The sequence below is a fragment of the Acinetobacter sp. RF14B genome, from assembly GCF_006864105.1.
Classification (GTDB): domain Bacteria; phylum Pseudomonadota; class Gammaproteobacteria; order Pseudomonadales; family Moraxellaceae; genus Acinetobacter; species Acinetobacter lwoffii_C.
On sequence record NZ_SMTB01000065.1, the window covers coordinates 1 to 15,388 of the forward strand.

The window sequence follows — 15,388 nt, forward strand, 5'->3', positions numbered from 1 at the left end:
CCTTTGACCCGTGACAAGCTGATGAATCTGGCACGTGGCCGTGAATGGGGCGCGATGGAACGCTCGATTGATGTTCAGGTGTCCCGTTTACGTCGTCTGGTGGAAGAGAATCCAGCCCGTGCGCGTTATATTCAAACGGTGTGGGGGGTAGGTTATGTCTTTGTTCCAGATGGTGCGGAGTAATTTTTTCGTATCAGAAAAAATAGGATGAGTTGTCCGTAGCTATATTTCTGATTTTGAATTGCGTGACAAACTCATTCGCAACTGTTTAAAGCAGGAAGTATTTATCTCTAATGTTTCTACGACACAGTGAGGATTTGCTGCAATTTGACGGGTTTTGCGATGAGCAATACTGCTCCGCAAGATGGTTGTACCTACTTTTGTCAAAACAACAGTAGGTTGAACCGAAGGTGTTAACCTTTATCTCAATTCCAGACAGTTTAACTTCGCTAGGATAAGGACTTTTAATTGACTCATCATAATTTGCTGAAGTCATAGCACAGGATTGCTCAGTGAAACTCGACCCCATCGACCCGCAAGAATTTACCGACTTTGTCCGTTACTCGGAAAAAAAACGCACCCGCTGGGAACGCTTTTTAGACAAAATCAAACCCCGTTCCGCCGCCCTGCGCACTACGGTGCTGGTGGTTTTTGTGGTGCTGTTCAGCCTGTTTATGTCGATCTGGTTTTTCTGGCGTACCCTATATCTGCCTGAAATCCAGCAGCATGCACGCTATTTGGCAGTTGAGCTGGAAATCCTGAACAACCCGAATCTACGCCTGTATCACAATGATCAGCAAGTGGATATTGATGCCTATCTAAAAAATCGTCTCGGTATCGAGTACATCACTGATCCGGCGGAATATCCCAATATTAGGGAAAAAGTTATTGCGGAGTTTTTTACCAACCAGATTGAAACAAAGCTGGCCAAAGAGTTAAGAATCGAGCAGGCCACCGTCTATTTCCAGTTTAAGCCAAGTCCGCAGATCTGGATCCAAACACCTGAAATGAATGGCAATTGGGTACGTGAGCCTTTAAAAACCTATGCCAACTATAGTCCTGAGCTGATATGGGGCTGGCTGCTGGGAACACCGCTCATTGCCGGGATTATTATTCTGATTCTGGTACGCCAGTTAAACCGCCCGCTACGCCGCTTGCAAGAAGCGGCCAACAGCTATAGCAATAGCGGATCGGCGCCCTATCTGGATACCAATCACGGGCCACTCGAAATTCGCCAGGTGAATCATGCCTTTAACCAGATGATTTATACGCTGGATCAGACCGAACGTGATCGCCGGATTATGCTGGCCGGTATATCGCATGACTTGCGTACCCCGCTTACCCGCATTCGCCTAAGTGCAGAAATGATGCCCGATGAGGACTTTTTAAAAGAAGGCCTAATTTACGATGTCGAAGACATGGATGCAATTCTAAACCAGTTTATTTCCTATATGCGCGACGGCTCAGATGAAGATTTGCAAGATACCAATGTCAACGCCCTGCTGCAGGAGCTGGTCACCCAGTTTAAGCCCTTAGACATTCATTTTAGTCCTCAAGACATTCCACTGATTCAGGTGCGTAGCATGTCCCTGAAACGCTTGATTGGCAACCTGATTAATAATTCAAAACGTTATGGTGCCGAGCCGATCGAACTTTCTGCATTTTCAAAAGGCGACCGTCTGCTCATTTCTGTGGCAGACCATGGCGAAGGAATTCCTGAAGATCAGATCGAAGCACTCATGCAGCCTTTTGTCCGGGGTAATTCTGCCCGCACTGTACAAGGAAGCGGTTTGGGCCTGGCCATTGTAAAGCGTATTGTCGATATTCATGCCGGTGAGCTGCATATCCATAATCGCCCCGAAGGAGGTCTGGAAGCTGTTATTTCCCTTCCTTTGCACAAACCTGATTCAGACGCTTCTGCCCCTGCGAGTACGCTCGATAAAATCCGACAAACGCTCACTGAGCATTTTTAAGATTGGCGTAAAAAATGATCAGTTGATTTTTTAGCTTTTCTATACAATGGATTTTATATTTATTTAATTCAACAACTTAAAAAACATCAAATATTCTTATACCTACATTTCGTTAAAAAATTAGACCTTAGCCTAACACCTATGCAAAATGTTTTTTTTGATCGGTACAATCCGTATCATAGTTTAAGAATTAATGAGAGTTGAAATGTCTTTAGATCGTATCCGTTTAGCCTCCCTCCACAACAAAGTCATCAGCCCAGAACAAGCCGCTGCATTCATCGAAGATGGCATGACTGTGGGTATGAGTGGCTTTACTCGCGCTGGCGAAGCTAAGGCAGTTCCTTTGGCTTTGGTACAACGTGCAAAAACCAATCCATTAAAAATCACCCTGATTACTGGTGCCTCGCTCGGTAACGATCTTGACAAACAACTGACTGAAGCAGGCGTATTGGCACGCCGTTTACCTTTCCAGGTAGACAATACCTTACGTAAAGCCATTAACAATGGCGAAGTCATGTTCATTGACCAGCACTTGTCTGAAACTGTTGAACAAATGCGTAACCTGCAGTTGAAAAAGCCGGATGTTGCGGTTATTGAAGCTGTTGCGATTACTGAAGATGGCGGCATCATTCCAACAACATCTGTTGGTAACTCTGCAAGCTTTGCAATTTTTGCAGAAAAAGTGATTGTAGAAATCAACACTAACCTCAGCCCGGCATTTGAAGGCTTGCACGATATCTACATTCCGACATATCGTCCAACACGTCAGGCAATTCCATTGACTCAAGTAGACGAGCGTATTGGTACACATGCAATTAACATCGACCCATCAAAAATTGTGGGCATCGTATTTAACAACGAATTGCATGATTCTCCATCTACTGTGACTGCACCCGATGATGAGACTCAAGGTATTGCAAACCACTTGATCGCTTTCTTTGAAAAAGAAGTAGCTGAAGGTCGTTTACCTAAAAACCTTGGTCCATTACAAGCAGGTATCGGTTCAATTGCAAACGCAGTATTAACAGGTCTGAAAGATTCTAACTTTGAAGACTTGATCATGTACTCAGAAGTACTTCAAGACTGTACATTTGAATTGATCGACGCAGGCAAAATGAAATTTGCTTCAGGCTCTTCAATTACACTTTCTGCAAAATATGGCGAAAAAGTATTTAATAACCTTGAAGCGTACAAAGACAAATTGGTTCTTCGTCCACAAGAAATCTCTAACCACCCTGAACTGGTTCGCCGTTTAGGTATTATCGGCATCAACACTGCGCTTGAGTTTGATATCTACGGTAACGTCAACTCGACTCACGTCTGCGGTACCAAAATGATGAACGGTATTGGCGGCTCAGGTGACTTTGCACGTAATGCGCACCTGGCGATCTTTGTGACCAAATCAGTAGCAAAAGGTGGCGACATCTCTTCTGTGGTTCCATTTGCCTCTCACATTGACCATGCTGAGCATGATGTAGACATTCTGGTCACAGAACAGGGACTTGCTGACCTGCGCGGCCTTGCTCCACGTGAGCGTGCGCGTGCGATCATCGACAACTGTGCACACCCAATGTACCGTGATGCCCTGAACGACTACTTCGACCGTGCCTGTGCAAAAGGCGGCCACACCCCTCATCTGCTTCGTGAAGCATTGGCGTGGCATTCTAACTTTGAAGAACATGGTCATATGCTGACTGCAGAAGTTGCAGTTAAAACAGCATAAGCTAAAGAAGCGAACCATTTAAAAACGCCCTGCGGGGCGTTTTTTTATTCCCCCTAGGTTTAAACCCTGCCATGCCGGTGCTGTTATTTGAGCTACAGATGCGAGCACTTTTGCTGAAGGACTTTAAATTCCGATTCTTCACCCTCATACTGAACTCAAGAGTCAAATCAGAGACATGCTATGCGCGTAGATATTTGGTCAGATGTAGTCTGTCCGTTTTGTTATATTGCTAAAAAACGTCTGGAAGCCGCTGCCGAAGAAGCCGGGATTGAACTTGAGCTACATTGGCACAGCTTTCAGCTCGACCCGGAAGCACCGCCTCGTCAGGAAATTTCCAACTCGGAGCGTCTGGCCCAAAAATATGGCCGTTCAGTTGCCGAAGTTGAAGACATGCAACGCAATATCGCCGAGATGGCCAAGGCGGAAGGAATTGAATTTAACTGGGAAGGTGCCAATTCTGGCAATACCCTGAATGCACATCGTATTATTCATCTGGCCCAAAGCAAAGGTTTGGGCAATGAAGCCCAGGAAGCCTTCTTCTATAGCTATATGACACAAGGTCTGGCGATTGGCGAGCGTGAAACCCTGGAAGATGTCGCTGCCCGGATTGGCCTGAACCCGGTTGAAGTCGATGACCTATTGGACTCAGATGAATATGCGGACTTCGTACAGTATGATCAGGAAATCGCGCGTGACCAGCTCAAAGTGACTGGTGTCCCCTTCTTTGTCTTTGATCAGCGTATTGCCCTGGCAGGTGCACAGCCCAAAGAAGTCTTCTTGCAGGTTTTGGCCAAAGCCTTGGAAACACCACCCACTGGTTCGGCTGAGCAGTGCTCTGCTGAAGCTTGTGACCTACCCAACCAGCCTGAATAAATAGGCCCCACTAAAAAATCCCCATTCAAGCTGGGGATTTTTTATAATAATTATTCATTGGTACCGCGCTTTATTCACATTTAATCCACCAGAAAACTAATCTTGAGATTGACGCGGTATTCGGTAATTTTATTGTCTTTAATTACAACTTTCTGCTCATTAATCCAAGCTCCCTGAACATTCTTGACGGTTTCCGTGACCTTTGCAATGCCAGTTTGGATGGCATCCTCAAAACTCTTATTACTACTGGAGTTGACTTCGACGACCTTTGCAATTGCCATGATAAAACTCACTGTAAACATGAATGAAGGGTTATCTTAGACTGTTTTTCAGGCTGTACGTTGTTTATTAAACAAGCTATAGCAAACGCTTACAGGGTTCAAACAATACAATAAAATCGGGTTTGCTTCTACTTGGAGCTTCCCTAAGAGCCTCTCTATTACTTTGCACTTTTATCTCTCTTTACAGGTATAAAAAGCCTATAAAATCAGACTTGAAGCATAGAGCAAACACTCTAATTCATTGTTTTAAAAGTATTATTTTTCAAAAAAATTTACATTTTGCCGAATTGATCATTTTTTAATAATTGCCATTTGATATGATTTCTACGTTATTTCACTCTCCCATTCATTCTGTTCACGCTGTTGAACATGCTTATCTTAAAGGTCAACTTATGAACATGCTTAAATTTGCTTTGGCTACTGCAATCATGGCTGTTTCTATTCAAGCCTCAGCTCAAATTGCACAAATGGTTTATCTGCCAGACTTTCCTGTGAAAAAAGCTGAGACTGAAACCGTGCAGACAGAGCCTACACCTGTAGAAGATGAAAAAGCGGCTTAATGCTCAGGTATTTTTCATGTGTACAGGCTGAATTTTCAGCCTGTTTTTTTATACTCAAACAAGGCAAATGATGCACAAATAAAAGAAGAATTTTCTCAAAATATCAACCTCTCCCCACTTTTTATATTTTCTATTGATTTTTATCACTTTTATTAACTTATATTCATTCAAAATTGCAGGAAAAGTACTCAACATCAGTTCTGAGTTATTGTATGATTTAATGCATCTACAACTCTTATAACTTCACTTTATTATTTAAATTTTACCATGCATACACTTCAAGCTTTGGTTCAAGGAAAAGTCACACCTCAAATGATTTCTATTGATCATTTAATTGAAATGGCTAAACGTTATAACGATCCTCATTCCGCCGAATACAAACTGATAGAACTGGCCACCAATATATTGCTAGCACAGGCTTTGGACCAAGCGCTGAAACATGTCTAGAGAAATAAAATGAATGCTTTAATAAAGGCAAAACTGATTAAAGAATTACATGAATTAGAACAGGCACTGGATCATGACTCCCTCAGCCTATATGAAACCGCTTGTGCCAAGAAAAGAATTCATGACATTTTTAATTTGTGTGATGAGCCTATTTTTAAAAGCCAGATTTTTGCCTTCAAAAGCCGTACCCAACCCGAACTGGCCGCCTATCAGTTTGTGGCGACCACCTCTTATCAACTCAGTTTTCGTGGCTATTTCCACAATGACACTGAGCTCATACGCAGTTTGAAGGCTTTTTCTGTAGCAGGCTGGGCATTTTTACATCATCCTCAGCAGGGCTGGCAGCTCTGGTTTATGCCATCGACCGAGATGGAGCCGCAGCACAGTCCTTGGAATGATCTGGAAAGCTGCTATCACTGGCTATTGCAGCACCCCCGCTTTGATTTAAAACCAGATCAACAGCGCATACCTTCGGGCCTACTCATTCCTTTCACCGGACAGCCTGCTATACAGGAAATTTCCTCTTATCATTTGAGCGATTCCCCATCACCTGTACATGCTTCAACCACAGGGATACAGACTATTCCCCTGCTCTCACAAGTTGTACAGGAAAACTCCGAAACTCAGGCATCTCTCCTAAGCATGCAGCAAACCTCTTTGCCACACCCGGATACAGCTGTGGCGTATGAAGAGGTTAGCTTTCCACTCAACCTGCAACTTGCTGATATGCAGGCGCAGGTACGGCCTCTGGAAATCTCTGATCTGGCGCGCTTATGTAAACTAGAGCTGGATCCTATTGTCGCACCGTGGCATGTCGATCTGGCTTTATATTATGCAGCCGAAGATCAGTGGCAAAACCAGCCAGTGTATTTAATTGAGCAGGTAGATGAACATGGGCAATGGTTGAAATACCTGATGCTTCTGGGTACTTCCAGCTTGCAACAGGCACAGCAGTGTATAGAACACTGGGAAAGTTTATATAAGCGACACTGTATTGCGATTAAATCCATTCAATGGACAGATATTGCGCAGATTTTTACCAAGTTTGATCTCTTATATAACCTCTATCATGATCAGGCTGAAACCTGCTGGACCCACGCTTCCTATCTGCCTTTTATCCCCGCTTCCTCAATCCATACCTCTAAGTTTATCCAGTTTGAGGAAACCCCGGCAGATTTTTCTACTCCACTTTTATTGTTGCAGGAACATCAAAAAATCCGGGTCATTCATGGTGAGCAACGCCTGTCCCTGAACCCGCAAGAAAAGACTTATCCATATTTACTCCTGAAGCGTAGCAAGCATCTCAACTGGCAGAAGATCCACCAGATTATTTTGAGTCTGCCCCAACCTCTCTCTGTACACACCCTGTATACTGAAATTCTTACTCAAATCACTGAATAATTGATGTTATTTTGTAGTTTCACCTTGCTTTTTTTCCTTATTTTTTAGAAAACTACTATTGAAGCAAGAATATATAAGAGCAAAAAATTTCTCATGCAAATTAATAAAATTACGCGAATCTTATTTGTCTCATTTAGCTTGGGCATGGCCAGCTTTGCACTCCGGGCAAATTCAACTACGCTTAGCGATTCAAACCCTCTCCCTGACCCGGAAAAATCGGTACCCTCGGGCTTACTGAACCAGATCCCACGCCTGATTGATGCCACACCGACTCTTCTTCCTGAACAGTCAAGTGACGCAATTGTGCTCGCGACAGAGCAGACAGAAAATAACTCCTGGGCCGACCAGAAACAAAAAACGGTACGAGAATGGGCTGATCGTACCGCGCTCAAAATTGATAACTGGTTTGGTCAGCCCCATCCCGATCAGCCTGCCAAAGCCAGCTTGAGAGTTATCCTGGACAATAGCTGGGATAAATATGAAGATTATGAAATCAAGCCGCGTATCCGTGGAAAAATCAAGTTGCCCACCATGGAGCGCAAACTGAGTCTGGTGTTTGGTGATGATAGTCTGGACAATGAGCTGGACAGCAATGTGGCCATTACCAACGAAAATTCGAGTAATCCCGATAATCACGGCCTGGATACTAAACGTAGCCGGGAAGAAAACACCTCCTTCGCTTTACGCTGGTCCGAATTTTCCGAGCGTCTGCCTTTTGAAACCGATCTGGATCTGGGGCTGCGCTCAGGCGATGACTTATATGCGCGTGCCAAAGTCAGTAAACAGTGGACCATGGACAATGATTATTTTTTCTATGCTGAACAGATTTACCGTTATGGAATTCAAAGTGAAAACTACTTAAGAACCAACCTTGAACTGACACATGCCCGTCCAAATCAGGCCTTTCTGTCCAATCAATTCAGCCTGACTTATGCAGATGAGCAAGATGATGATTTAAAATGGGATAACTATCTGTTTAGGCAGCATCAGTTCTTCAGGGACAATCGTTTTAGTTATGGAATCTATAGCGGAGGTTATTTAAATGACAATGACCTGCGTCTCAATCGCTGGGGACCTTATCTGTCCTGGAGACAACCTTTTTTACGTGAATGGTTCTTTGTCCAAACTGATGTCAACTACTTGAATGATCATCGCGAGAACCGCAGCCATTATCCGGGTGCCTCAGTCCGTCTGGAAGCTTTATTTTAAAATATCCAGCACCTTATCTATTGATGACCGAATAGAACCAAATTTTTAACGTTACCTCGGCCCCTTAAGACGATGGATTGTAGCCTGATCATGAGGACAAACTGCTCGCAAAATAAGGCGGTACCCTATTTGTTTTAGCGGCATATTTTTTCCTTCCAGCGCTACCCAAGGCCAAATCTTCCCTACATTGAGCTCATCAAACTGGGATATTTTTCTAGCCACTCCTGTTGCTCGATCATGCCAGCACTTAAGCTGGCATCGAAACAGAAAATCCCTCCGAAGAGGGATTTTAACCTGATGAACTGGTCGGCTTAAGCCAGCAACAGGCTGTTAATACGCTTGACGTATTCAGCCGGATCTTCAGGCAGACCGCCTTCAGCAATCACGGCCTGGTCAAAGATCACATTGGCCAGATCATCAAACTGCTTGGAAGCTTCCAGTTTTTTCACCAATGGATGTTCCGGGTTAATTTCCAGAATTGGCTTGATATCGGGAACCGGCTGGCCTGCATCTTTTAGCATGCGGATCAGCTGCGGTGAGAGTTCGCCTTCTCCGGTGACCAGACAGGCTGGAGAGTCAACCAGACGGGTCGTCACCCGCACTTCTTTGGTCTTGTCTTTGAGTGAATCTGTCAGCTTGTCAACCACAGGCTTAAACTGGGCTGCTGCTGCTTCCAGTGCTTTTTTCTCTTCGGCATCCTGAAGATCACCCAGATCAACTGCGCCTTTAGACACATTTTGCAGCGATGTACCCTCAAACTCATGCACGAAGTTCATCGCCCATTCATCTACACGTTCGGTCATGAGCAAGACTTCAATGCCTTTTTTCTTGAACACTTCCAGTTGCGGAGAGTTTTTCGCGGCATTCAAGCTATCAGCAGTCACATAATAAATCGCTTTCTGGCCTTCCTTCATAGCGGCTTTATAGTCTGCCAATGAGGTACTTACTTCATCATTGTTCGATGTGGCATAACGTAGCAGTTTTAAGATACGTTCGCGGTTCCCCATATCTTCGCCTAAGCCTTCTTTCAGCACGGCGCCAAATTCCTGATAGAAGGTCTTGAATTTTTCCTGATCTTTTTCGTCTTCAGACTTCGCCAAAGCATCGAGTGTGGTCAGGATGCGACGGGTGTTGCCTTCACGAATGGTTTTGACATCACGGCTTTCCTGCAGCAACTCACGGCTGACGTTCAATGGCAGATCGGCACTGTCCACCACCCCGTGTACAAAGCGTAAGTAGTTGGGAATCAGGTTATCTGCTTCATCCATAATGAAGACACGTTTTACATACAGCTTGATCCCGGCTTTGGCTTCGCGGGTGAAAATATCATGAGGTGCCTTGCTTGGAATATACAACAGTTGAGTATATTCAGTGCTGCCTTCTACACGGTTATGCGCCCAAGCCAGAGGTGCAGAGAAATCATGCGTCAGGTTTTTATAGAACTCGGTATATTGTTCTTCGGTAATTTCAGATTTGTGACGGGTCCATAAAGCACTGGCCGAGTTAATCGCTTCCCATTCATCAGTTTTCACATATTGACCGCCTTGAGCAGTCTCACCTTCAGCAGCCTCTTCTTCCTGCCAGACTTCTTTTTGCATCTGGATTGGCAGGCTGATGTGATCTGAATATTTATTGATAATCTGCTTCACTTTATAGCTTTGCAGATACTCAAGCGCATCTTCCCGCAAATGCAGGATGATATCGGTACCACGGCTTTCTTTGGTGATCTGCTCAACCTCAAATTCACCCGTCCCCCCACTGATCCAGCGTACGCCTTCAGATGTGTCTGCACCCGCACGGCGTGATTCGACCGTGATTTTATCTGCCACAATAAAACCTGAATAGAACCCCACACCAAACTGACCAATCAGCTGGGCATCGGATTTTTGATCACCAGTCAGTTTGGACATAAAGTCTTTGGTGCCTGATTTGGCAATCGTACCCAAGTTATCAATGGCTTCCTGCTGGCTTAAACCGATGCCATTATCCGAAATAGTGATGGTTTTATGGTCTGCATCCAGACTGACACGCACCCGAAGATCAGGATCATTTTCATAATATTCAGGATGATTGATGCCTTCAAAACGTAATTTGTCACAGGCATCAGAAGCATTCGAAATGAGTTCGCGCAGGAAAATTTCAGGATTGGAATACAGGGAGTGCGTTACAAGATGTAGTAACTGGGCCACTTCTGCCTGAAAGCTGTGTTTTTGTGCGCTTGATTCGCTCATTGGTCACTCCTTTTATTTTTAAATACAGATCACAACTGTTGCCAATATGAATGGAGGGAGTTGGCCAATTTTCAATAGAAAAACTTAAATTTTTTCTGCCATAACGCTTTTAGCGCAGTCATTTGCATAAATTTAATTGAATTAGACCTTATCTTAATAAGGTCCCAACCTGTAAATCCGCTCAAAATGCAGATCCAGCTCCTGCTGGCGCATCGTATAAACCTGACTTAAACAGGAAACCGATTCCCGACAGCGATTACGGAATTGCAGCCATTTCACATGGTCTCTCTGAATTACCGAACGGGTTCCCATCGGCACCAGACGGCGCAAAATATTATAAGTTGTACTCATTTTGACATCGGCATCATTGAGCGAAGTATGCTGACAAATGGCTTTTTCAGTAACTGTCTCGGCTTTATTACAATTAAAACTGGCAGCATGGCTCTCCATGACCATCAGACAGCTTGCGATCACAAAACCCTTTAATAGAAAATTCATGTCAATTTTTCTCCTTATTATGAAGTCATATTCAATTAATATTTACTTTATGGATTCTAATATATTTAGATATAGCCAATCTGCTCAATCTTAATTCGTTATAAATCGTTGTTATTTTGAAAAAAAAGCCTCATCAACGATGAGGCTTTTGGAAAAATATATCCGAATTATGAAAACTTAGAATTTGTAGCTATAACCTAGTGTATAGATTACTGGATCAATATCTAATTTAAAATTTTCGACTGCTGTTTCAACTTTTGGATTAAGGTCTGCATAACGTACATCTGCAAATACACCCCAATTTTTAGCATCTGCTGGTTGGAAGTTAAAACCGATTTGAGCAGCATAGCCAAAGTCCTCTTTAACTTTAACTTTAGTATTCGCTAAATCTCCTGAAGCTTCCTCATCCCAAGGAATAAATGCTGTCGCACCTACACCGATATAGGGTGTGAAAGCAGTTGAATTTTTAAAGTTATACTTAGCTGTAATCGTTGGTGGTAAATGTTTTAATTTAACACCTGCTGTTGCTGCACCAGTCACATTTACATCATGGCTAATTGGAGTAGCTAAAAGTAACTCCGCCGAGAAGTTATCATTAAAAAAATATTCTACCGATGGTGTAAAAGCAAGCTCACTATCAGCTTCTACCGTCATGGTATCATTCGCGATCTGTTTGTCTTGAGTTGGAGCAATTGCAGAACCACCTACTTTGACCTGCCACTGGCCAGCCATTGCCGATGCAGAAAGACCCATTAATACAATTAGAGCAGTTTGCTTTAACATTTAAAAACACCCCTTTGGAAGATCAATTATAAAAAAAATCATTAATTAATAATAAACACGAGGAGAATTAATATGCAATAGTGATTATAATACAAAAAAATCAATATTATTTAAGCTACTGTTATTTAAGTTAATTTATTTTAAATAGACTAAATTGGTTGGTTTTATATTTTCAGATTTTCAATAATAAAAAACAGGATTTTATTCAGACTATAATACTCAGGATTTAATTAAAAAAGACTTAAAGATATATTTAAAATGCATTTTAAAAATTAAAATAAAATCTGCCCTAAATCAATTAGGGCAGATTTAAACCCTTTACAGGATCATGGCGGCAATCCAGCCAAAAATGATTAAAGGGATATTAAAATGAATAAAGGTAGGAATCACACTGTCTTTCATATGATCGTGCTGACCATCCATATTCAGGCCTGAGGTTGGTCCTAAAGTCGAATCTGAGGCTGGAGAACCTGCATCTCCCAGCGCAGCCGCAGTGCCAATAAGAGCAATGGTGGCAGCAGGACTAAAGCCGAACTGGATACACAGCGGCACATAGATGATCGCCAGAATCGGCACAGTCGAAAATGAAGAGCCTATCCCCAAGGTAATCAGCAGACCAATCAACAGCATCAAAAAGGCAGCCAGAGCCTGACTGTTACCGATCCAGTTGACCGATGCTTCAACCAGAGCGGGAATCTGGTTCGTCGCGTCAATCACCGCAGCAAAACCTTGTGCAGCAATCATGATAAAGCCGACCAGCGCCATCATGCGCATACCGGTAATAATCACATCATCCGCTTCTTTCCATTTAAAAATACCGGCACAGCTTAAGATCGCCACACCGACCAGACCCGCCAGAATCATTGAATCGGAATATAGCTGTACGGCCAGAGTAGCAACAACAGCCAGGCCTGCCATCCAGATGGTAAATTTTGAAATTTCCGGCTTGACCTGCTGCTCTGCTATTCCCAATTCACCCGAAATACTCTGCTGTTCTTCGACATGAATATCCTGATAATAGCGCGGCTTGCGGTAGCTGATAAACATGGCCACCAGAAGGCCCACAAACATCCCGAAGACCGGGATCGCCATCGCTCTTGGGATCTGATCATAGCTGATCTCAAAACCATAAGGCTTACCAAAGGTATTGATATTCTGACCCAGAATATCATTCAGGAAGATGGCACCAAAACCGACCGGAACCAGCATATAGGTACCGACCAGACCAAAGGTCAGCAGACAGGTAATTAAACGGCGATCCAGACTCAGATGATTAAATACCAGCAATAACGGTGGAATTAGCACCGGAATAAAAGCGATATGTACCGGAATCATATTTTGCGAGAAGATAGCCGAGACCGCGACCGTACAGAAAATCAGGTATTTCACCCGGTTTCGGGCCTTGAGGGAGACCTCACCTTTTAAGGTGCTGATCATCTTATAAGCCAGCAAGTCAGGCAGCCCAGAACGTGCCAGAGCGAGGGCAAATGCACCTAAAATACCGTAGGCCAGGGCAATTTTGGCGCCCCCACCCAGACCATTGTTAAATGCATCTAAAGTTCCCTGAAGACCCAGGCCTGCCAGCAAACCACCCGTAACAGCACCAATGACCAAGGCAAAAACCACAGGCACACGCGCCAGTGAGAGTCCAAACATGACCCCAATAGCAGCAAGAATTGCGAACATAATGAATTGAAAATAAGAGAAAACGGCTATTTTATCAGAAAATCCGGATAAAAATTCCTCTCCTTATCCTTTCATCAGTCACGATTTTTCACGCCCTATTTTATTGGCCTGAATCGCTTTCTGCTGAATAAACTGGTCAAGATAATGAGCAACTTTCTCTGGCTGGCTGAGAATCGCCCAATGATTGGCTGCCAGTTCAACCCGGGAGAAATCTTCTGCCCAAACCTGTATTTCATCGACTAAATCCGGACCTACAAAGTTGTCATACTGCAGCACGATGGCCTGTACAGGACACATAGCAAAACGCTGTCTAGGCCGGGTTAAACGGGGTAAAAAATTGGCCCGATACAGATTAACGCCATATTTGCCATCTTTGACAATATTCTCATTTAAAGGCAAGTCATGACGATGCTCTAAATGGCTCACGATCTTATTCCAGCGTTGCGGATTAAAACAGTTCCAGACAGCAGGCGCCAGCCAAGGCAATTGAAAAGCAGCGATATACCAGGACTTGCTGAGCTGCTTTAAAAAATTTGTCCGATTCTGCTTGAATTGCTTCCGCATCCAGAAAGCGGCATGATCCAGACAAGGCCCTGACAAGGTTGTATAAGATAGAATTCGCCCCTTAAATTCAGGGCTGGTGACTGCTTCCCAGGCCTGAATTGAACCCCAATCGTGGGCTGCCAGATGAAAAGCCTGTCCGGGTAAAACGGTATCGGCGATTTCTTGCAAGTCTTGGGCTAAGCGTGACAAACGATAGTCACGAATTTTTTCAGGTACACTGGACTCCCCTGCACCACGCACATCGTAACTCACAATAAAATAGTTCTCGCTTAAACAGGCAATAATCGGCTCCCATACCGCCTGATGATCCGGATAACCATGAATCAGTACCAGAGCGGGCTGCCCGGCCTGCCCCCAAGTCTTGACACATAGGCGTTGCTGATCACTGGTTTGCACCCAATGGGTTGATGTATTCATAGCAAATTCCTTTATTTTTATTGATCATTCTATTTACAAATTGATGTAATTTATCACTGCCAGCGTAGGCGGGTTGTTCTAGTATGCTGAGCTATACAATAAAAATGAATATCAATATGAGCCTGTTTCGAAAAATTCAGCGTTTTCCTTTCATTTCCAAATTTATTCTGAATCACTATCCCCCTTATCGGGGTGCCGGCATTGTGATTGATGAAATGAACTTTGCGGATTATCACATCCGGGTAAAAATGCCCTTAACTGGCAAGAACCAGAATATCGTAGGAGTCCATTTTGGCGGTAGCCTGTATTCCATGGTGGATCCCTTTTATATGCTGCTGCTCATGCACCATTTGGGCTCCAAATATATCGTTTGGGATAAAGAAGCCTGGATTCGTTTTCTTGCTCCAGGCCGTGGCACGGTACATGCCGATATCCGGATTTCTGCAGAAGAAGTGAATACGATTATTGAGCTGGCAGCCAACTACCAGCCAGTTTATCGTCATTACCAGCTCAATATTTATGATGAGTCTGGCCTACGCATTGCAGAAGTCCAGAAAACAGTTTATATCCGGCGCAAGCAGAGTAAATCCAAACCTCAGGCTGAATGATCTGGCCCGGACAAAGCCCAGATAAAATAAAAGCGCCATAAAGGCGCTTTTAGCTCTGCTCAACCGCTGTTTTAACGACGACGCTCCTGTTCGATCGCAGCACCTGCACCGCCACCGATTGCACCGCCAATGGC

15 protein-coding genes are annotated in these 15,388 nt (G+C 43.9%); 9 read left to right on the forward strand and 6 right to left on the reverse strand.

From position 1 onward, the window contains the following. The 4 genes from E2K52_RS10120 to E2K52_RS10135 form a co-directional block, all read left to right on the forward strand. A partial coding sequence (locus E2K52_RS10120; RefSeq protein WP_171478842.1) for a winged helix-turn-helix domain-containing protein occupies positions 1 to 183 on the forward strand: 183 nt, incomplete at its 5' end. Between the two features lie 329 nt (positions 184 to 512). Next, complete coding sequence (locus E2K52_RS10125; RefSeq protein ID WP_151204996.1) at positions 513 to 1,973, forward strand: ATP-binding protein; 1,461 nt, start codon at positions 513 to 515, stop codon at positions 1,971 to 1,973. Between the two features lie 205 nt (positions 1,974 to 2,178). Next, positions 2,179 to 3,696 carry an acetyl-CoA hydrolase/transferase family protein gene (locus E2K52_RS10130; RefSeq protein ID WP_151204998.1) on the forward strand — a complete coding sequence of 506 codons (1,518 nt, stop codon included), beginning with the start codon at positions 2,179 to 2,181 and terminating at the stop codon, positions 3,694 to 3,696. Between the two features lie 180 nt (positions 3,697 to 3,876). Then, entirely contained in the window at positions 3,877 to 4,569 is a 693-nt protein-coding gene (locus E2K52_RS10135; RefSeq protein WP_151205000.1) for a DsbA family protein, read from the forward strand. An 80-nt stretch (positions 4,570 to 4,649) separates the two neighbouring features. On the opposite strand, the gene E2K52_RS10140 is transcribed toward E2K52_RS10135, so the two are convergent. Further along, a complete protein-coding gene (locus E2K52_RS10140; protein WP_151205002.1) occupies positions 4,650 to 4,850 on the reverse strand; it encodes a dodecin family protein in 201 nt (66 codons plus the stop codon). 392 nt (positions 4,851 to 5,242) lie between these two features. Between E2K52_RS10140 and E2K52_RS15210 the strand changes: the two genes are divergently transcribed. The 4 genes from E2K52_RS15210 to E2K52_RS10155 all read left to right on the forward strand — a co-directional run bounded on the left by E2K52_RS15210 (position 5,243) and on the right by E2K52_RS10155 (position 8,467). Further along, complete coding sequence (locus E2K52_RS15210; protein ID WP_171478843.1) at positions 5,243 to 5,410, forward strand: hypothetical protein; 168 nt, start codon at positions 5,243 to 5,245, stop codon at positions 5,408 to 5,410. Positions 5,411 to 5,677: 267 nt separating this feature from the next. Next, positions 5,678 to 5,857: a hypothetical protein gene (locus E2K52_RS10145; protein ID WP_151205004.1), complete on the forward strand. Its 180-nt coding sequence runs from the start codon at positions 5,678 to 5,680 to the stop codon at positions 5,855 to 5,857. Between the two features lie 9 nt (positions 5,858 to 5,866). Then, the gene (locus tag E2K52_RS10150; RefSeq protein WP_151205006.1) at positions 5,867 to 7,258 is read left to right on the forward strand and encodes a hypothetical protein; all 1,392 of its coding nucleotides are present in this window, start codon (positions 5,867 to 5,869) and stop codon (positions 7,256 to 7,258) included. Between the two features lie 93 nt (positions 7,259 to 7,351). Continuing rightward, on the forward strand, positions 7,352 to 8,467 hold the full coding sequence (locus E2K52_RS10155) for a hypothetical protein (RefSeq protein ID WP_151205007.1): 1,116 nt from the start codon (positions 7,352 to 7,354) through the stop codon (positions 8,465 to 8,467). 311 nt (positions 8,468 to 8,778) lie between these two features. Here the strand turns inward: E2K52_RS10155 and htpG are convergent, their stop codons facing one another. The 5 genes from htpG to E2K52_RS10180 form a co-directional block, all read right to left on the reverse strand. Beyond that, positions 8,779 to 10,698, reverse strand: coding sequence for a molecular chaperone HtpG (gene htpG, locus E2K52_RS10160; protein WP_151205009.1), 1,920 nt, complete (start codon positions 10,696 to 10,698; stop codon positions 8,779 to 8,781). Positions 10,699 to 10,851: 153 nt separating this feature from the next. Then, positions 10,852 to 11,196 carry a lysozyme inhibitor LprI family protein gene (locus E2K52_RS10165; RefSeq protein WP_151205011.1) on the reverse strand — a complete coding sequence of 115 codons (345 nt, stop codon included), beginning with the start codon at positions 11,194 to 11,196 and terminating at the stop codon, positions 10,852 to 10,854. 177 nt (positions 11,197 to 11,373) lie between these two features. After that, positions 11,374 to 11,979: an OmpW/AlkL family protein gene (locus E2K52_RS10170; protein WP_151205013.1), complete on the reverse strand. Its 606-nt coding sequence runs from the start codon at positions 11,977 to 11,979 to the stop codon at positions 11,374 to 11,376. 318 nt (positions 11,980 to 12,297) lie between these two features. Then, entirely contained in the window at positions 12,298 to 13,665 is a 1,368-nt protein-coding gene (locus E2K52_RS10175; protein ID WP_151205015.1) for a Na+/H+ antiporter family protein, read from the reverse strand. A gap of 78 nt (positions 13,666 to 13,743) precedes the next feature. Further along, positions 13,744 to 14,646: an alpha/beta fold hydrolase gene (locus tag E2K52_RS10180; RefSeq protein WP_151205016.1), complete on the reverse strand. Its 903-nt coding sequence runs from the start codon at positions 14,644 to 14,646 to the stop codon at positions 13,744 to 13,746. Positions 14,647 to 14,762: 116 nt separating this feature from the next. Here E2K52_RS10180 and E2K52_RS10185 point away from each other — a divergent pair, with 116 nt between their 5' ends. Next, positions 14,763 to 15,254, forward strand: a complete 492-nt coding sequence (locus tag E2K52_RS10185) for a DUF4442 domain-containing protein (RefSeq protein WP_151205017.1) — start codon at positions 14,763 to 14,765, stop codon at positions 15,252 to 15,254. Positions 15,255 to 15,388 lie beyond the last annotated feature (134 nt).